Source organism: Pseudoalteromonas luteoviolacea (assembly GCF_021654285.1).
In the GTDB taxonomy this organism is placed as follows: domain Bacteria; phylum Pseudomonadota; class Gammaproteobacteria; order Enterobacterales; family Alteromonadaceae; genus Pseudoalteromonas; species Pseudoalteromonas luteoviolacea_J.
The window spans coordinates 40,584-58,848 of the sequence record NZ_JAKFZS010000021.1; the positions used below are offsets into that span (position 1 = coordinate 40,584).

The window sequence follows — 18,265 nt, forward strand, 5'->3', positions numbered from 1 at the left end:
GGTTTATTCTGCAAACTAATACCCTTTTGGTAATAAATCTAAAATATATTTTGGCTCTATTTTAACGGCTTTTGCCATAATTGCTGCTCTGCTTTTTGGTTTTTTTAGCATTTTTTCACGTACTTTTAGAAAATGCTGCGATGCAAAATAACCTTGTGGTGTATTTTTCAACAGCCACTCAACCCAAAAGTCTAAATTATCTAACGCGCTCTGATGCTCAACACATGTCTCAACAAGCAGGGAAATACATTGACCAACATCCAAGCTATATAAGCTCACGGGCAACTTTTTCACCATCACATGCGAGCCTTGAAAGCTCAAATCAAAGCCTAATAACGTCAACCAAGAGTCCACTTTTTCTAAGCTTTGCGCTTCTTGCTTATCTTGGCTTACTCTCACAGGCAACAGCAAAGCTTTACCTAATAATGTACCGTCCGTTTCGATTTGCTCCAGCCACAGCGATAAGAGACCTTCACGCGTATGACCAACCAATAGCGTGTTTTCATCTTGTAGTAACACAGCCCCTTCCGGTAATGCCATCCAGTGCATCTGTGTAATACTCTGTTCTGTGTCGCCTTTTAAGGCTTGGATATTGTAAGTCGACTCAGCGTTCTTAACAGGACGATTGTCAGCTTCAGTTGTGAAAGCTTGATAAAGCTGATTTACATTAACTTGCTTCGTCTGACCAGCAGATGACCCCAAATCACTGCGCGGCGCATGATAATTTGAGCGACTAGCTCCATTCGTTTGCCTTACACCGCTCTCAAAGTGAGCCTCACTTGAACTTGGCATTGAAATATTAGGGGTAGGTGTTGCTGATGCTTCTTGTCGCAGCGGTGTCCGGTAGGATTGATGCTGTTCTTCTTGATGCGTTGCAATGTTTGGCTCATTGAGCGTAAGACTAGGCTCAGGTCCTACCTCATCATCGATATGGGTATAGGGCAAAACTGAAGATCTGGGTTCTACAACTTGCTTTACAGCTTGAACAATAAAATCATGTACTAATCGAGCTTGATGGAATCTCACCTCATGCTTAGCTGGATGAACATTCACGTCAACCTGTCTTGGATCTAATTCGACGTAAATTACAAACCCAGGTGTCTCTGGACTACCCGTCGCCTCTTCAAAAGCTTGTCTGATCGCATGCAAAATCAGCTTATCTCGCATCATGCGACCGTTCACATACGTGTATTGTGGCTGTGTATTACTACCAAGAGGCAATACCCACCCATATAGCTCTAACCCTTCATAGCCGGACTCAATAAAGCTTGCTTCGCGCTGAAATACTCTCCCAGCAACTTGCGCAACCCTTTCGATACTTCGCGGATCTTGTCTCGCCCGATATTGACGCACCACCTTTTGGTTATGTGTTAGCGTAATAGCCACGTCAAAACGGCTCAGCGCGATTCTTTTAACCAATTCATCAATATGGCTAAACTCTGTTTTTTCCGTACGCAGAAATTTCCGACGAGCCGGTGTATTAAAAAACAAATCTTTGACTTCAATGGTGGTACCGTTTGGGTGCGCTGTCGGTTGAACTTGCACAGCCATATCCCGCCCTTCCGCACACGCTTGCCATGCTGTATCTTGAGCTTCAGGTTTAGAGCTCAATGTAAGTCTTGATACGGAGCTAATCGACGCAAGTGCCTCACCTCTAAAGCCCAAAGAAGCAATCGCTTCAAGATCGTCTAAATTCTTGAGCTTGCTGGTTGCGTGTCGAGATAATGCCAGCGCCAATTCATCTTTGTAAATTCCTGAGCCATTATCTCGAATCCGAATGAGCTTATGACCGCCTCGCTCAATTTCAACTTGAATGCGGGTAGCGCCAGCATCAATGCTATTTTCTACTAGCTCTTTAACCACGGACGCAGGACGCTCAACTACTTCACCTGCTGCAATTTGGTTAGCCAGCCTCGCTGGTAAAATCTCAATAGCCATGTTTTACGCCCTGGGAATAGTCAGCACTTGACCAATATGTAATACGTTATTCTTCAATCGATTAGCACGCTTTAGTGCTGATACTGTGGTGCCATATCTCGCCGCAACAACGCTCAATGACTCCCCTCGCTTCACTTTATGCTTTAAAGGCTTTTTCTCTTTCAATCGAGCAAATAAAGAGTCATCGGGCGGATTCTTCTGATAGTAGCGCTTGATGGCCGTAAATACGGCATTGGCCAATCGCTGTTGATGATAAGCCGTTTTTAATTGCTTTTCTTCTTGGGGGTTCGAAATAAACCCTGTTTCCACCAAAATAGAAGGGATATCAGGTGACTTTAGTACCCCAAAGTTTGCAGCTTGCGGCCGCTTTTTATGTAACTTGGCAACTTTCTGTAACTCGTCCACCACTTTTTCAGCGACCTGAAACCCGGTTGTCATGGAATGATCCATAGACATATCGAGCAACGTTTTAGCTAGATACTTTTCATTTGCGGTGTTTTTGATCACCCCGGCAGCGCCACCCAGTAATTGAGATTGCTTTTCCCTATTCTCAAGCCACTTACCAATTTCTGAATTGGCACGACGCAATGACAAGGTCCACACAGAAGCACCTCTTGGACGAGGGCTAGAAAATGCATCCGCATGAATTGAGACAAAGAAGTCTGCACGTTTCTTTCGTGCTTTTGCTGTGCGGGTATTGAGTTTTAAAAAGTAATCCCCTGAACGAGTCAATTGCGCCCTCATTCCCGGCTGTTTGTTAATTAACCTTTCCAGTCGCTTGGCTATTTGCAGCGTAATATGCTTTTCGTACGTGCCTGTTGGGCCAATAGAGCCCGGATCTTGCCCGCCGTGGCCAGCATCAATGGCGATAATGATATCTCTGTCACGCTTACTATTTCGTTTTGTACTCGCTGCTTTAGTTACTGGCGGCTTTTTTTGTCCATATAAATCAACAACTAACCTATCAGAACTCTTGCCTGTGGGGGCCAAGGGAAAAATGACGGGCTTTGTTGGGCGACTTAATTCAAATACAACCCGTGTACTAGTGCGCTTTTTTGGTGAGCTATAACGCATCTTTTTAATAACACGGTGTTTCTTTGGGATCGCTGGTAATGTGGGAAGTCGCTTTGTATTCTCAAAGTCAATCACCAGGCGCAGTGGCTTTTGCAATACAAAGTAGCTGAACTCAGGTTTTTTTGATAAATCAAACACCACCCGCGTACTTTCAGCCGATGGGCTAATTCGCACATTTTTTATGGTGTTTTTTGCAAATGCCTGTGCTGCAAACGCCAGCAGCACAAACATTGTAACTAAATAGCTATATTTAATGATAACACTACGCATAACTACCAATGGTCAGTAATACCTGTAGCCCACGTTCATTATGCGCTTTTAAAGTCACCTTTCTCGCATCACCATCATAAGCAAGAAAGATATCAATATCTGGTTCAGGAATAAAACCTTGACCTTTTTCTGGCCACTCAACAATACATACCGCATCAGCAGCAAAGTAATCACGGATCCCCATGAACTCAAGTTCCTCAGGGTCGCCTAAGCGGTATAAATCAAAATGGTAAACTGACTTTTCAGGTAATTCGTAGGGCTCTACAAGTGTATAGGTTGGACTCTTTACATTGCCCGTATGCCCAAGCCCTTGCACAATTCCTCGAGTCGTGGTTGTTTTACCAGCACCTAAATCACCATGCATATAAAACACCGCACCTTCCACAATTGAAGATGCAAGCTTTTTACCTAACTCGACAGTCGCTTCTTCATTGGCCAAAGAAAGCGTTAAAGTACTGTTTTGGCTCATCCCATAATACCTCTAATATGGACAAATAAATCACTTGCTAACGTACCGAGCTGCCCATCTAGAGCTGCCTGCTCAGCTGCAAGGCCATGAATATACACACCAAGCGTCGCCGCTTCAAATCGGCTTAAGCCCTGTGCTAATAAACCAGCGATTATACCAGATAATACATCCCCCATCCCAGCACTAGCCATGGCAGAGCATCCTGAGCGGTTAATATTTATTCTCTTTCCATCAACAATTAAACTTCCCGGACCTTTTAAAACAATACAAGCCGCATATTCTGCACTAAGTTGCTCAGCCATCTCGAACCGTTTAGAAGTATTAAAGGTTGAATTTCCCAACAGGCGTTTTGCTTCACCAAAGTGAGGCGTTAATATCGCACGATGCCATGGCAGATGGGACTGAGCAAGTAAGTTGAGTCCATCCGCATCACAGACAACTAATCCTTGATATTTTTTAACCGCAGCATACATTTTTTTCGCCCATGCATCTTGACCAAGCCCTGGGCCAATCACGACGACATCTGCTTTATTAAGTAGAGCTTCCAATTCCGCTGCGACCGCAACACCATGCACCATTAATTCATAGCGGCCATGTAAAACAGCAGATTGATTTTCAGGGTGTGTCGCCACACTTACCAAACCAGCCCCCGTCCTTAAGCAGGCTTCTGCCGCTAATCGAATAGCCCCTGCCATGCCTTTTCCGCCACCCACAAGTAATACATGGCCACATTGGTTTTTATAACTGTCATCCGCTCGAACAGGACGTAAAGAGCGTAAGTATTTGCCACCGGGGTAACAACAATTAGTATGAGATAGTTCAGCAAATGCATCCGCAATGCCTAAATCCGCTAACAATAACTCACCACATAGGCTCGGTGCATTGCCAGTCAACATGCCTTGCTTCAGCGCAATAAATGTCAACGTTGTATCTGCTTGAAAGCTATCTGGAGATACCTCTGCCGTTGTGCCATTCACCCCACTTGGGATGTCAACCGCTAACTTCCACGCTTTACTGGATTTAAAATGGTTGAATGCTTCTTTAACCTGCTCAGGTAAAGCTCCTCGAAACCCTGTGCCAAATACCGCATCAACAATGGCATCATAGCTGTGGTCAATGCACGAGCGTAGCGACACCACACGACCACCACTGCGACAAAACAACTGGTAAGCTTCAGCTGCGTCTCCTTTGAGCAAAGTCGGTTCAAATAGCGCACACACAGTGACATGAATTTGTGCATGTAAACATCGCTTTGCAAGCATAAAGCCGTCACCGGCATTATTGCCTTTGCCTGTAAAAATTAAAATATTTTTGACGTTTCTATTGCGTACTAATTCAAATAACGCATGACCCGCTCGCTGCATCAATTCGCTTAATGTCGTACCAGAGTTAAGCGCTGCCTGTTCCTCATGCAGCTTTACTTCTTGGGCGCAATAAGCAATTTGTGGTAAATTATGAGTGTATTGACCTTGCAAAATAGACATTCCGTGAATAAAGCCATATCTACTATTAACTATACTGAACTTGCCGAAAAAATTAAGTGTTGGGGCAAAGAATTAGGCTTTGCTGAAGTTGGGATCACCGATATTGACCTCAGTGAACATGAACAGCAACTCCAACGCTGGCTGGATTTAGGGTATCACGGAGAGATGGAGTATATGGCGGCACATGGTATGAAACGTGCTCGACCAGCAGAATTAGTGCCTGGCACAAAAAGTATTGTCTCAGTAAAAATGAACTATCTCCCACCTGATGCCAGCTTTGCGCGCGCCTTAAAAAATAGCACAACCGCCTATATCAGTCGCTACGCACTCGGGCGCGATTATCACAAGGTTTTGCGCAACCGACTAAAAAAACTGGGCCAACGTATTGAGCAAGAAGTTGGCCAATATGGTTTTCGTCCATTCGTCGACTCAGCGCCCGTGCTTGAAAGGCAGGTCGCCGAAAAAGCAGGCCTTGGCTGGCGCGGTAAAAATAGTTTACTTATTCACAAACAGGCCGGTTCATGGTTTTTTCTTGGCGAGTTATTTGTCGATTTACCCCTTCCACCAGACCATAAGCAGGTAGAAGAAGGGTGCGGAAAGTGCAACGCCTGCATTAGCTTATGTCCTACAGGGGCGATTGTAGAGCCTTATGTTGTCGATGCCAGACGCTGCATTTCTTATCTTACGATTGAGCAACAAGGCGCTATTCCTGAAGAGTTTCGCCCTTTATTAGGCAACCGCATCTATGGATGCGACGACTGCCAACTCGTCTGCCCTTGGAATCGTTTTGGACAATTGACCGACGAAGAAGACTTTCATCCAAGAAAAACGCTTAAAGACCGAGAGTTATTAGAATTGTTTGCATGGGATGAAAGTACCTTCTTAAAAAATACCGAAGGAAGCCCAATACGACGGATAGGCCATGAAAGGTGGCAACGTAATTTAGCTGTGGGACTTGGCAATGCAAATTATGACGAGCAGATAATCGCTGCACTCACTGAAAAGCTGCCACATGTGAGTGAGCTGGTTCAAGAGCATATACACTGGGCACTTGAACAGCAAAAACTCAAGCTACATGACGAACGTAAAAAAGCACGCCTCATTCGCATCGTTGAAAAAGGCTTGCCTCGGGACGCCTAAGCAAAGCAAAACTGCGGTCATTGCTCATCCGTTGTCAAATTGCATAGATCGTGCTCAATCTCTGCAAATGCATCTTTGACTTGGGCAATGGCTTCTTCTCTTGCAACTGAGCTTTGAATTGCTTCATCAATGTGGGTAAAAATAAACACTTCTTGATCTTCATCTAGTCCCATAGAAGGGATGCGAGACTCAAATAACTCTTGCAGCCGTTTAAAAATAGCCTCATTTTGAGAGCGGTTATTATTGAGCATCGACAACAGACCGGTAAACTTACTGTGGATCGTTTTTATCGCACTATTGAGTTCCCGCTGTTGGTTTATCAAGGTATTTTTAGTCAATATAGATAGCAACTGCTGTTCGGTAACACTGACAATAAAGCAAATATGATCACGTATTCGTCCATGTTTATCAGGATCATCAGACGGCATATTGAGTATAAGCACACTTAACAGCTCATAGTTAACCAAAATTCGATTAGTAAACTCATGTAACCGCCCTTTGGAGTGTAAAATTTCAAACAACTCTATCACAATTGGTGAGCATAGCCCGGCGGTAGAATAGTGTAGCTTATCACTATCAACTCGTATTTCTATATTGCAACTCAAACCGAAATTCGCAAGACAGTTAATTAATGCATTTGCCAACTCAGAAACATCTTGGATAGTACCAACCTGCTCGACAAAATTTACAATCTGCCCCATTTCACTGCTTGTTGCCATCGCACTGAAAGCAGTTGTGGTCGCATCTTCTATTTGCTGCTCCAGAATATCTTTTTCTAACAACATTTGTCCTAAATGCAGCAGTTTTGCTTTGAGCTCACTATGGCCAAATGGTTTGACAATATAATCTTCCGCGCCAACGGAGTACCCTTCCATGCGCTCTTCGACCGACCCTCTGGCAGAGACAAACATAACTATAATATGGCTCAAGCTTGGATTGGCTTTGATGGCTTTACATACTTCATAGCCGCTCATTTGCGGCATACTCACATCCAGTAATATGACCTGTGGGTCATAAGACTCAACAATCTCAAGACATTCTTGTCCACTGGTGGCAGTTTGCACTTCAAAGTCTAAATCTTCTAAGATTTCTTCAATAATTTCGAGGTTAAATGGCTCATCGTCCACTGCTAAAATTCTTTGTAATGCCATAATTTAAGTTCCTTGTGCTCCTTTCCTATAGTTATAGTCACTGATTTAGCTTGTCGCTAGTCACCCTTTGAATTGGGCAGCTCAACAACAAACTCAGCACCGCCACTTTCGCTATTTCGTGCGTAAATACAGCCTTTGTGCAACAGCACAAACTCTTTACAGATCGCTAAGCCTAGCCCAGTCCCGCCAGCCCCACTATTGGTCTTGCTGCTTTGTGCGAATTTATCAAAAATATGCTCCAGTTCATCACTTGGGATCCCAACACCTTGGTCGCAAATTGTTAAACAAATTTGCTCTTCTCTTTGAGATAAATAGACTTCAACATGACTTTGCTTAGGGCTAAACTTAAGTGCATTGCCAAGTAAGTTCCTGACTACTTGGACCATTTGATCTCTATCACACTCGATGTTTACCCCAGACTCTGGCGCATGCAGATTGATAGAAATACACTTCTCCATTGCCAACCCAGACACATCTTCTACCCCTTCAGCAAGAATGGATACAAAGTTATGCTTTGCCGGGTTAAATGGAAAACGTCCAGCATCTAACTTAGATAAATCAAGTAAGTTATTTAATAACAACAACAACCTTTCACCACTGGTTTCAATGCGCGATAAGTATTTGGTTAACTTTTCTATCGGCGCTTCATTCACCGCTAACTTATCTAAACCAAAACGGGCAAAACTTAAAATAGAATGCATCGGCGTGCGCAATTCATGAGACATATTAGCCAAAAACTCAGACTTGCTAATGTTGGCACGCTCAGCAGCCTCTTTGGCTGATTGCAACTGTGAGGTTCTCGCTTGTACTTCGGCTTCGAGTACTTCTTTGGCTTCCTCTAGCAGCTGTTGCTTGCGCTTTAAATGAGCAACATTTTTAAAAATAGCCGCCAGTGCAATCTCGCCATGATGATCAATTTCGATGAAGGTGCCCATTAACGGAATAGACAAGCTATCTTGTCTTGGCAGCACTAAGTCACAATCAAAATGCCGTGCGATGAGCCCTGTTTCAATTCGACTTTTCAGCGCTTCCACAGACTGGCGCTCAAATAGATTAAAAATAGAATGCGACTCGAGCTCTTGCGCATTGAGTCCAAATAGGTTTAAACACGCATCATTTGCTTCAATCACAAACCCTTTGAGATTGAACAACATAATAGGGTCAGGGGTATGTTTATAAATAACGCGCAGCAAACTATCACGCTCAATTAATGCGTCTACGGTATCTTGCAGACGCTCTACTAATTCTTGGTTATGTCGACGTAGCAGCTCCGTTTGCCAAAGCTTGTGAAGTGATTGCAAGAGCGCATTTTCATCAACGGGTTTTGTTAATACATCTTCAACCCCCTGCCGTATGGCTTTCAACGTATCTACTTGGCTTTCTCGAGAGGTCATTAATAAGCAGCGACAGTTAATGTGATACAAACGCACTTGCTCAAATACATCCAGCCCAGTTTCATCAACTAAATTAAAATCACAAATTAATAAATCAAAATGATGACTCTTTGCTAACAGACCCGCCTCTTTTGAGTTAGTTGCCGTTTTGACATCGAGCTGTGCCCCACGCAAGCTGATAGAAAGCTGCTTGAGTCTTGTCGAGATGTGATCTACCAGTAATACCTTAGGCAATAATAATTGTGCTTGTTCACCAATTTCTAGAACCCGCTCTAACAATCCCGTGATTTCTTTATTACCAAAAAATGGGTAAATAACTATCGCATTAGAAAGCACTCTGTTAAGTTGGCTAAATGCAGTAAGATGCTCTGAATTTTCAGGCTTGGGCGCTAACAAGATGATTTTTTCATGCTGACTCAGCTCATCTAAAATCTCAAAATACTCTGGCGGGATCCCATGTGCTATCGCAATGACGTCAAAGTGTGAAAAGCAAGTTTGACTGTCTAACGTTTCATAATGAATGTGCTCAACTTCACTACCTAACAGTTCAAACAACACCTTAATGCGCATAGCTAGCACACTATTACTGTCTATGATCAATACCTTATTTGACATGGCGACACCCTTTTTCCGTGGTATCGATTAGTGTAGCCCAAATTAGCAAATGCAAAGGACTAATCAAACATACATCACAGTATACGCGCGTGCATATATCACCTTAAAGCCGCTCCTGACTTGAATACCGTTACCAATATAGAGTAATAACTCTTTGTCATCTTTTGTGATAACCTAATTGTGCTTTACATGGCCCCAGATATGATGATTAATTTACGATTCAGCGTATTAAAGCGGGCCCTAATTTTCTAACAAAATGAACTATTTCTTTTGTCACTCGTAAATAAAAATAAACAACGGAACTTATCATGCTAAAAAGAACGATTATCAGCCTTGCTTTGGCACTGAGCAGCCCTTTCGCCTTTGCAAATTGTAACGACTTTACTGATGTTGACGTTAGAAAGTTACGCTCAAAAGAAACAGTAAACCTATGCCAGTTTAAAGACAAACCTTTGCTTCTGGTTAATACGGCAAGCAATTGCGGATTCACAGGCCAATTTAAAGACCTTGAAGCACTTCATCAAAAATATAAAGACAAAGGCCTAGTAGTCGTCGGTTTCCCCTCGGATGATTTCTTCCAAGAGGAAAATGATGAAGCAAATACCGCAAAAGTGTGTTTCGTCAATTACGGTGTGACATTTACTATGATGGCGACGAGCCCAGTGCGCGGGGATGATGCTAATCCGATATTCAAGCACCTGGGAGAGCAAGCAGGCTCACCAAAGTGGAATTTTTATAAGTATCTCGTTTCTGCAGATAGAAAAGAAATTCAACGCTTTGGCAGCCGTACCAAGCCACTGTCTGATGAGCTAACCAGTGCAATTGAAAAGCAAATCAGGTAAAAGCATGCGTTTTTACCACTTTTGCATTAGAATAAGGTATGAATAAAAATCAGGCAAGGCATGGAGAGAAAATGACATTAGCAAGTGCAAGACATATTTTAGTAGATAGCGAAGCACAATGTTTAGAATTAAAGCAGCGGATTGCTGGCGGTGAAGACTTTGCAGACTTAGCAAAAGAGTTTTCTAATTGTCCATCTGGGCAAGATGGTGGCGCACTTGGTGAGTTTGGACCTGGAATGATGGTACCAGAATTCGATAAGGTTGTATTTTCTGCCCCGTTAAATGAAGTGCAGGGACCTGTACAAACACAGTTTGGGTATCACCTGCTTGAGGTGACGTCCCGTCAGGACTGAATAGTAAGAGGGTAGTTAATAAGCTACCCTTATTTCTTTCAAGATTATCTCAGTCAAAAATATATAATATCAACTTCTCTCTAACTCGAAACCATGTCGTGCTACACTCATAAACAAATAATTTATGAGGGAACACACTGTGATTTTATACGGCTCCGATACATCTCCTTATGTCAGAAGATTAAGAATCTATTGCGGTATTCACAATCTCACCGTTGATTATAAGCCCATTGATATCTTCAACGCACAAGACAGAGAAATACTCATCAAGCATAATCCTGCGCGTAAAATTCCATTTTTAATCTGTGCCGAACAGGCGATATGTGATTCAAATGTGATTGTCAGATATCTACAAGATAAATTTTCTCTCCCACATCTAAATTGGCAGCAAGAGAACTTGCTTACTACCATCAACGCCTGTAATGACTCACTAATTGAGATACTGCTTGGACAACGCTCAGGATTTGACACCCAATCAGATGTTTTATTTTTTAATTTACAGCGAGAGCGTATAACTGAAACATTGGCTTATTTAGATAAGCAATGTGCAACAGACGTATTTTTGAACTGCGAGTATTTGCAGATCAGTTTATACTGCTTGCTAGACTGGATCCGATTCAGAGACCTAGCTGATATTAGTCATTTACATGGACTACTCTCGCATCTAGAGACATGGCAGCAAAATACATTCGCCCAAGAAACGGATCCCCGCAGTTAATTTTTTACTGGTAACTAATATGAATGATCTTGAATTAGAATCTGAAGTGGTCAATTTTGTCACTGTCGTTAAACAAAGTGAGCAATTATGGGCACTTGGTGCTGAAGATGGCGGCTTTGTCATTGTAGAATCAAATCAATTTGAAGAGTCTGATGTTTTGCTCTTGTGGGGTGACGAAGCCGCTGCACAAGCGCAATGTAAAGATGAATGGGAAGAGTTTAAACCCATTGCTATCGAACTAGATCCATTCCTTGACGAATGGGTTGAGGATTTAAGAGATGACAATGCACTGGTTGGAATTAATTGGAATGATGACAATGTATGCGTTGAAATTGAACCTGTTAGCCTAGCTCGCGCACTCGCTGACTAAAGCAATAAGCGTCCCTTCTATTGCGCGTACATATGCTTGTATATGTACGCCTTTTTGACACGGTGCAGATAGAGGCTCAGCGCCAGCTGCAACTGCCTTGTCATAGCAACTCGATACATTTTCACAGCCGAGCGTCAACTCAAACCCGAGAGCTGGTTGCTTTGGTTGAGAGCGAATATACGTTTGTTTAAACTGAGATTGTGCAACTGGATGCGTTGCAAACGCAAGTAAGACATTGCCAGTGTCCAACTCTCCATAGTCACCATTCTCTGTTACAGAATGTGCACTGAGTCCAAACGCTTGAAAGTAAAAATCCAAAACCTCTTCGACATCATCGACATAAATGACTGTTTTAAGAAAATGCATCACAACAATATGTTAAACAAATATATCATTAATAAAGCATAATTAATGAGCAGCGTAAAGACCACTATCAATTCAATGACACTATTTTGCTAGCTCAGCAAAAGTAAAATAAGCTGTTGAGACACATACTCATTGAAAGCACGCTTTGGTAGAAATGAAAATGGCGCAATACGCGCCATTTATTATGTTTTGTTTCTCTGCTCTTTCGTAAACGCTCGCAGTTTACGTTTTTGCGATAAGGTCATTTTATTAGTTCGACCTGAGTAAGGGTTATCCCCTTCTCTGAACTCTATTTTTATTGGCGTGCCCATAATATTCAACGCTTTTCGATAATAGTTCATCAAATAGCGTTTATAGCTATCAGGTAGATCATGTACCTGGTTACCATGAATAACAATCCTAGGTGGATTATAACCACCGGCGTGAGCATATTTAAGCTTAACACGACGACCACGTACTAGAGGTGGTTGGTGATCTGCTTGAGCCATATCCATAATACGTCTAAGCATCGCTGTGCTAACACGCTTAGTCGCAGACTCGTAAGCCTCATCAACTGACTCAAATAAATGACCAACACCCGTGCCATGTAATGCAGAGATAAAGTGTAACCTTGCAAAATCAATAAAGCCTAAACGGCGGTCCAACTCAGACTTAATACGCTCTTTAACATAGTTATCCAAGCCATCCCATTTGTTCACAGCAATAACCAGAGAACGACCTGAATTTAGTGCAAAACCAAGTAAGCTTAAGTCCTGATCAGAAATACCTTCTCGTGCATCAACCACCAATAGGATCACATTCGCGTCTTCAATTGCTTTCAACGTTTTAATCACTGAAAACTTTTCAACCACATCACTGACTTTTTTACGCTTACGAACACCCGCTGTATCAATTAACACGTACTCTCGGTCGTTGCGCGTCATCGGGATATAAATAGAGTCTCGCGTTGTGCCAGGCATGTCATAAACAATAACACGCTCTTCACCTAGAATGCGGTTTGTTAGTGTTGACTTACCTACGTTAGGGCGGCCAATGATCGCTAATTTTACTGGTTTGTCTTCAAAACCTGTTTTCCCCTCTTCTGGCGCTTCTTCGCCTTCAAGGTAAAGTTCTGTAATACTTTCATCGTCTTGTTCAATATCATCTTCTTGCTGTGCAAGTTCAGCAATCGTTGGACCTAGTGTTGCGTCCAATAATTGCGTAACACCGCGCCCATGCGCAGCCGCAATTTGATGAATATCACCCAAAGCAAGTTGATAAAACTCAGCACAACTAGAATCAGCGTCTATGCCATCTGTTTTGTTGGCAACAATGAAACTTTTCTTTTCTTGCTTCCTTAAATGTTGTGCAATGGCTTGATCAGCAGCTGTCATACCAGCACGAGCATCTACTAAAAATAGCACGACATCAGCTTCTTCAATCGCCAAAAGCGACTGCTCAGCCATCTCCGTTTCAATGCCTTCTTCACTGCCATCAATACCACCTGTATCAACAACTATGAATTCGTAACCATCATAATCAGCCTGACCGTATTTACGATCGCGTGTTAGACCAGGAAAGTCGGCAACAAGTGCGTCACGAGTACGCGTTAAACGATTAAATAATGTGGACTTACCCACATTTGGTCGCCCTACCAGAGCGATCACAGGAAGCATAGACTACCTCTTCTTTAAACAACAAAAGGCTTCGCAGTGCGAAGCCTTACTAAAACCTTTACGTCAGGGATGATTAAGGGATTTTTATCGCACTGATCTCACCATCTCGGGTGTACACGATCAACTTATCATCAACGATAATGGGTTCAACAAAAAAGCCTGAACTATCAAACTCTTGTCTAGAAACTAAATCACCAGTTTGCTTATCAAGCCAGTGTAAGTTACCTTCCTGATCACCCACTACAACATAATTACCGGCAACCGCTGGAGCAGTTAGGTACCAGCCTCTTAAGCCAGCTTGACTCCAACGTTCGGTGCCTGAGTCTTTATCTAGAGCATAGAGCACACCATCACTATCTACCAAATAAATAGTATTTAATTCAATCGCTAAATCACGATAGCTACTGTACTCACGATCCCAAACTACGTTGCCATTACGCACATCAATGGCTGCAAGCTTTCCATTATACGCTATCGTGTAGACATACGCACCGGATACAACAGGTTTTGTGTCAACATCAACCAAGCGCTCGAACTCAGACGCACCTTCCGCCAGTGCAACATCCGTACTCCAAGCTGTAAATCCACTCTCAGCGATCAGTACACTCAGCTTACCGCTTTCTTCACCAATCAACACACCGCCATTAGCAGACGTAGGTGAGCTCAAGCCACGAAGTGTTAAAGCAGGCACTTCTTGCTCATAGCTCCAACGCTCTTCACCTGTATCTGGGTGCAAAGCAAGTAACTTACCAGAACCCAAGTTGACATAAACCAATCCATCACCAGCACTTGGAGAAGATAACGCTTCACCTGGTACCGACTTACGCCAGACTAATTCACCTGTTTCACGGTCAAGGGCAATTACCTCACCATGCTCTGAGCCTATGTATATTTTGCCATATGCTTGCAAAATACCACCCGATAACTTCGCAGAGTCATCGTCAGCCCAAGGCCAAATTGAGGTGTCTTGTCGCGTATCAATTTCCCACAACTGATCACCGCTTTCTACGTTATATGCTGCGACTCGACCTTTTCGCTCTGCCGCAAAAATTCTGTCGTCATGCGCAGTCGGTGTCAAACGCGAAAAATAATGCTCAACACCGTCACCCAGTGATTCTTGCCAAACTGTTTGAGGTTCAAATTGATTGACAATCTCAGGGAGCACCAGCTCCTCTTCATCATCACTCGATGAACAACCCATTAACGATGCCATACACAATGCCAGTGAGGCCATTGTCAACTTCTTCATGGCTACTCCTTAGTTAGATGCGATTGCTAAGTCATCCAATTTTATTTGCAGTAACGCATTGTTCTCTGCGCCACCTGCATCAATTGCTGTTTGATAATGCTCACGCGCCTTATCTTTATCGCCTTGCGATACGTATATATCACCTTTGATCTCTGCAATTTGTGCATTAAAGCCAGCAGGAACAGGTTGAGACAACGTTGATAAGGCTTGCTCTGCATTGCCTTGAGCGACTTGTACACGTGCTAGGCGAAGTACAGCAGTTGCTTTTAATTCTGGACTTTTTACAGTATCGACAATGAACTGTAGCTTTTCAGTTGCTTGTGCTAACTCACCTTTATCAACCGCTTCTTTTGCTGCAACAAATGCCGCCAGTACTGAATAGTTAGAGTCCGTATTCTCTGCTAAAAACGCATCGCTTTTAGAAAGTACTTCACCGCTCTCAATTAACGAGTTATACGCTTCTGAGCTTGCTTCAGCTGAAGAAATTTGATTCTGGTTGTATGCTTTCCAACCATACAATCCACCTAGACCTAAAACAGCACCAATTACTAACGAAGTCCCGTTTTCTCTAAAAAAATTCTTTATCGCTTCAGCTTGTTGTTCTTCTGTTGAATAAATTTCCATTCTAACCTCTTACCCTACCAACTCGGCTAGCACAGCGTGCGCTTCAGCCATTGGCAAGATCAATTGTTCTTTTTGTTCGCGTAAATACTTTATTGTGACTGTACCGTTCGCTATTTCGTCTTCACCAAAAATAAGCGCAACAACTGCACCGCTGTTATCAGCGCGCTTTAGTTGTTTTTTGAAGTTACCTCCCCCGGCATGCACTTGCACTCTCAGCCCTGGCACTGCATCACGTAATTGTTCAGCAATTGCAGGTGCTTGAATACTTGCAGCATCTCCCATCGCAGCAACATACACATCAACATTGCGACGAATTTCACCAACACTGTTAAGCTCTTCTAGTAATAAAACTAGACGCTCCATACCCATAGCAAAACCAACCGCTGGTGTGCCTTTGCCACCAAGTTGCTCAACCAAGCCATCATAACGGCCACCGGCACAAACAGTACCTTGTGCGCCAAGGCTGTCAGTAACCCACTCAAATACAGTACGGTTATAATAGTCCAAACCACGTACCAAGTTTTCATTAACCTGATATTCGACGCCAGCGGCGTCTAAACGTTCACATAAATTTGTAAAATGTTGTACTGACTCTTCATCCAAGTGCTCAGAAAGCTTTGGAGCATCAGCAACAACCGCTTGTACTTCTGGGTTTTTGCTATCTAAAACACGTAGCGGATTAGTGTACATGCGACGAAGTGAATCTTCATCTAGTCTATCTTTATGCTGTTCTAAATATGCAACTAGCACTTCTTTGTATGCCGCACGTGCTTCATTCGAGCCCAATGAGTTTAGCTCTAAACGTACATGCTCAGAGATGCCAAACGCTTTCCATAAGCGCGCAGTTAGGATAATAACTTCAGCATCAATATCTGCTGTGGCAACACCGAAAGTCTCTACACCAAACTGATGAAACTGACGATAGCGGCCTTTTTGCGGACGTTCGCGACGAAACATAGGGCCCATATACCAAAGTCTTTGCTCTTGGTTGTACAGTAAGCCGCCTTCGACACCCGCGCGTACACACACCGCTGTACCCTCAGGACGCAAAGTCAGAGTATCACCGTTGCGGTCTTCAAATGTATACATTTCTTTTTCAACGATATCAGTTACTTCACCGATAGAACGTTTAAACAAATCTGTCGATTCAACCACCGGAAAACGAATTTCCTGATAGCCAAAAGCGCCCATTGTATCTCTTAATGTCGCTTCAATTTTTTGCCAGATCTGAGTCGTGCCTGGCAGGCAATCTTTCATGCCACGAATTGCCTTAATTTGCTTTGCCACTGAAATTCCTAATTTTTAACTATTCTTTTCTCAAAATTACAAGCGCAGGATACAATAAAACCCTGAATACGGTACGAGTAAATGCCTCTATTATACCCTGCTCGATTAAAACGTAAACGAAATAAATTCAACCTACAAAAGGCTTATTCTTCTATGATTTTTACGTCTATGCTTGGTTGCGCTTCTTTTTTAGCAACATAGTCTCGCACCTGCTCTTCGAGTTGCTCAACAATATTGTCATTGTCAATTCGTGTTTTTTGACGCTCACCATTAATATAAAGTCCAGAGCGTCGATTTGCACCGGCTAAGCCCAAGTCACTCACCAAAGCTTCACCCGGGCCATTCACGACACAACCAATCACAGAAACAGTGATAGGCGAGATGATATCTTCTAATCTTTCTTCTAGCTGATTCATAGTATTAACAACATCAAACTCTTGTCTTGAACAGCTTGGACAAGCGATAAAGTTAATGCCACGAGAACGGATCCGCAAAGATTTTAGAATATCAAAGCCCACTTTGATTTCTTGTACTGGGTCAGCGGCAAGCGATACACGTAACGTGTCACCAATGCCCTCAGCCAGTAGCATGCCTAATCCAACCGCTGATTTCACAGAGCCCGCTCTAAAACCGCCAGCTTCGGTAATACCAAGGTGAAGGGGCTGATCAATTTCTTTGGCAAGCAAACGGTATGCGCCTACTGCTAAAAACACATCTGACGCTTTAACGGACACTTTGAACTGGTCAAAGTTTAACCTTTGAAGAATTTCTACATGGCGCATTGCAGACTCAAGCAACGCCTCTGGTGTTGGCTCGCCATACTTCTCTTGTAAGTCGCGCTCAAGTGAGCCGCCATTTACACCGATTCGAATAGGTATATTGCGCTCTTGCGCGGCGTCTACAACGGCTCTAATTCGGTCTTCACTGCCAATATTGCCGGGGTTAATGCGCAAGCAATCAACACCATACTGTGCCACTTTCAGCGCAATACGGTAATCAAAATGAATGTCTGCAACCAGTGGGATATCAACTTGCTCTTTGATGCTTTTGAAAGCCTCAGCGGCATCCATGGTTGGTACTGATACACGAACGATGTCTGCGCCAGCATCTTGAATGGCACGGATCTGGGCTACTGTGGCATCTACATCGAGTGTGTCCGTATTTGTCATTGATTGCACAGCAATTGGAGCGCCATCTCCAATGGGGACATTACCCACGTTGATACGTGTGGATTTTCTTCGTTTAATGGGAGATTCTGAAAACATG

17 protein-coding genes are annotated in these 18,265 nt (G+C 43.1%); 5 read left to right on the forward strand and 12 right to left on the reverse strand.

Features of this window, described 5'->3' with window-relative positions; genetic code table 11:
• Positions 1-15 precede the first annotated feature (15 nt).
• From mutL to L1077_RS18695, 4 genes are read right to left on the reverse strand one after another with little or no spacing between them, the layout of a single operon-like run.
• On the reverse strand, positions 16-1,938 hold the full coding sequence (gene mutL, locus L1077_RS18680) for a DNA mismatch repair endonuclease MutL (protein WP_237138444.1): 1,923 nt from the start codon (positions 1,936-1,938) through the stop codon (positions 16-18).
• A gap of 3 nt (positions 1,939-1,941) precedes the next feature.
• Positions 1,942-3,282 carry an N-acetylmuramoyl-L-alanine amidase gene (locus L1077_RS18685; protein ID WP_237138445.1) on the reverse strand — a complete coding sequence of 447 codons (1,341 nt, stop codon included), beginning with the start codon at positions 3,280-3,282 and terminating at the stop codon, positions 1,942-1,944.
• A complete protein-coding gene (tsaE, locus tag L1077_RS18690; RefSeq protein WP_237138446.1) occupies positions 3,275-3,751 on the reverse strand; it encodes a tRNA (adenosine(37)-N6)-threonylcarbamoyltransferase complex ATPase subunit type 1 TsaE in 477 nt (158 codons plus the stop codon). Before tsaE ends, L1077_RS18685 begins: the two co-directional genes overlap by 8 nt.
• On the reverse strand, positions 3,748-5,235 hold the full coding sequence (locus L1077_RS18695; RefSeq protein ID WP_237138447.1) for an NAD(P)H-hydrate dehydratase: 1,488 nt from the start codon (positions 5,233-5,235) through the stop codon (positions 3,748-3,750). Before L1077_RS18695 ends, tsaE begins: the two co-directional genes overlap by 4 nt.
• On the opposite strand from L1077_RS18695, the gene queG reads away from it, so the two are divergent.
• The gene (queG, locus tag L1077_RS18700) at positions 5,206-6,375 is read left to right on the forward strand and encodes a tRNA epoxyqueuosine(34) reductase QueG (RefSeq protein WP_237138448.1); all 1,170 of its coding nucleotides are present in this window, start codon (positions 5,206-5,208) and stop codon (positions 6,373-6,375) included. The two genes, L1077_RS18695 and queG, sit on opposite strands and share 30 nt — an antisense overlap.
• A 17-nt stretch (positions 6,376-6,392) precedes the next feature.
• Here queG and L1077_RS18705 read toward each other — a convergent pair whose 3' ends face one another.
• The gene (locus L1077_RS18705) at positions 6,393-7,526 is read right to left on the reverse strand and encodes a response regulator (RefSeq protein WP_237138449.1); all 1,134 of its coding nucleotides are present in this window, start codon (positions 7,524-7,526) and stop codon (positions 6,393-6,395) included.
• Positions 7,527-7,582: 56 nt separating this feature from the next.
• A complete protein-coding gene (locus tag L1077_RS18710) occupies positions 7,583-9,535 on the reverse strand; it encodes an ATP-binding protein (protein ID WP_237138450.1) in 1,953 nt (650 codons plus the stop codon).
• Positions 9,536-9,843: 308 nt separating this feature from the next.
• Here L1077_RS18710 and L1077_RS18715 point away from each other — a divergent pair, with 308 nt between their 5' ends.
• The 4 genes from L1077_RS18715 to L1077_RS18730 all read left to right on the forward strand — a co-directional run bounded on the left by L1077_RS18715 (position 9,844) and on the right by L1077_RS18730 (position 11,818).
• Positions 9,844-10,377: a glutathione peroxidase gene (locus L1077_RS18715; protein ID WP_237138451.1), complete on the forward strand. Its 534-nt coding sequence runs from the start codon at positions 9,844-9,846 to the stop codon at positions 10,375-10,377.
• A gap of 71 nt (positions 10,378-10,448) precedes the next feature.
• On the forward strand, positions 10,449-10,730 hold the full coding sequence (locus L1077_RS18720) for a peptidylprolyl isomerase (RefSeq protein ID WP_063360954.1): 282 nt from the start codon (positions 10,449-10,451) through the stop codon (positions 10,728-10,730).
• A 139-nt stretch (positions 10,731-10,869) separates the two neighbouring features.
• Positions 10,870-11,448, forward strand: coding sequence for a glutathione S-transferase family protein (locus L1077_RS18725; RefSeq protein ID WP_237138452.1), 579 nt, complete (start codon positions 10,870-10,872; stop codon positions 11,446-11,448).
• 19 nt (positions 11,449-11,467) lie between these two features.
• On the forward strand, positions 11,468-11,818 hold the full coding sequence (locus L1077_RS18730; RefSeq protein WP_237138453.1) for a DUF2750 domain-containing protein: 351 nt from the start codon (positions 11,468-11,470) through the stop codon (positions 11,816-11,818).
• Here the strand turns inward: L1077_RS18730 and L1077_RS18735 are convergent.
• The 6 genes from L1077_RS18735 to ispG all read right to left on the reverse strand — a co-directional run bounded on the left by L1077_RS18735 (position 11,795) and on the right by ispG (position 18,264).
• A complete protein-coding gene (locus L1077_RS18735) occupies positions 11,795-12,184 on the reverse strand; it encodes a VOC family protein (protein WP_063360957.1) in 390 nt (129 codons plus the stop codon). The two genes, L1077_RS18730 and L1077_RS18735, sit on opposite strands and share 24 nt — an antisense overlap.
• 182 nt (positions 12,185-12,366) lie before the next feature.
• A complete protein-coding gene (gene der / locus L1077_RS18740; protein ID WP_237138454.1) occupies positions 12,367-13,839 on the reverse strand; it encodes a ribosome biogenesis GTPase Der in 1,473 nt (490 codons plus the stop codon).
• A gap of 73 nt (positions 13,840-13,912) precedes the next feature.
• Positions 13,913-15,088, reverse strand: coding sequence for an outer membrane protein assembly factor BamB (gene bamB, locus L1077_RS18745; protein WP_237138455.1), 1,176 nt, complete (start codon positions 15,086-15,088; stop codon positions 13,913-13,915).
• Positions 15,089-15,097: 9 nt separating this feature from the next.
• Positions 15,098-15,712 (reverse strand): YfgM family protein, encoded by a 615-nt coding sequence (locus tag L1077_RS18750; protein WP_237138456.1) that lies wholly within the window; start codon positions 15,710-15,712, stop codon positions 15,098-15,100.
• Between the two features lie 9 nt (positions 15,713-15,721).
• Positions 15,722-16,999 carry a histidine--tRNA ligase gene (gene hisS / locus L1077_RS18755; RefSeq protein WP_237138457.1) on the reverse strand — a complete coding sequence of 426 codons (1,278 nt, stop codon included), beginning with the start codon at positions 16,997-16,999 and terminating at the stop codon, positions 15,722-15,724.
• Positions 17,000-17,142: 143 nt separating this feature from the next.
• Positions 17,143-18,264, reverse strand: a complete 1,122-nt coding sequence (gene ispG, locus L1077_RS18760; RefSeq protein WP_039611838.1) for a flavodoxin-dependent (E)-4-hydroxy-3-methylbut-2-enyl-diphosphate synthase — start codon at positions 18,262-18,264, stop codon at positions 17,143-17,145.
• Position 18,265 lies beyond the last annotated feature (1 nt).

Bases quoted from the DNA above. Each gene is read 5' to 3' on its own strand.
- mutL (WP_237138444.1), bottom strand. From the start codon at position 1,938: ATGGCTATTGAGATTTTACCAGCGAGGCTGGCTAACCAAATTGCAGCA.
- L1077_RS18685 (WP_237138445.1), bottom strand. From the start codon at position 3,282: ATGCGTAGTGTTATCATTAAATATAGCTATTTAGTTACAATGTTTGTG.
- tsaE (WP_237138446.1), bottom strand. From the start codon at position 3,751: ATGAGCCAAAACAGTACTTTAACGCTTTCTTTGGCCAATGAAGAAGCG.
- queG (WP_237138448.1), top strand. From the start codon at position 5,206: ATGAGTGTATTGACCTTGCAAAATAGACATTCCGTGAATAAAGCCATA.
- L1077_RS18695 (WP_237138447.1), bottom strand. From the start codon at position 5,235: ATGTCTATTTTGCAAGGTCAATACACTCATAATTTACCACAAATTGCT.
- L1077_RS18705 (WP_237138449.1), bottom strand. From the start codon at position 7,526: ATGGCATTACAAAGAATTTTAGCAGTGGACGATGAGCCATTTAACCTC.
- L1077_RS18710 (WP_237138450.1), bottom strand. From the start codon at position 9,535: ATGTCAAATAAGGTATTGATCATAGACAGTAATAGTGTGCTAGCTATG.
- L1077_RS18715 (WP_237138451.1), top strand. From the start codon at position 9,844: ATGCTAAAAAGAACGATTATCAGCCTTGCTTTGGCACTGAGCAGCCCT.
- L1077_RS18720 (WP_063360954.1), top strand. From the start codon at position 10,449: ATGACATTAGCAAGTGCAAGACATATTTTAGTAGATAGCGAAGCACAA.
- L1077_RS18730 (WP_237138453.1), top strand. From the start codon at position 11,468: ATGAATGATCTTGAATTAGAATCTGAAGTGGTCAATTTTGTCACTGTC.
- L1077_RS18735 (WP_063360957.1), bottom strand. From the start codon at position 12,184: ATGCATTTTCTTAAAACAGTCATTTATGTCGATGATGTCGAAGAGGTT.
- der (WP_237138454.1), bottom strand. From the start codon at position 13,839: ATGCTTCCTGTGATCGCTCTGGTAGGGCGACCAAATGTGGGTAAGTCC.
- bamB (WP_237138455.1), bottom strand. From the start codon at position 15,088: ATGAAGAAGTTGACAATGGCCTCACTGGCATTGTGTATGGCATCGTTA.
- L1077_RS18750 (WP_237138456.1), bottom strand. From the start codon at position 15,712: ATGGAAATTTATTCAACAGAAGAACAACAAGCTGAAGCGATAAAGAAT.
- ispG (WP_039611838.1), bottom strand. From the start codon at position 18,264: ATGTTTTCAGAATCTCCCATTAAACGAAGAAAATCCACACGTATCAAC.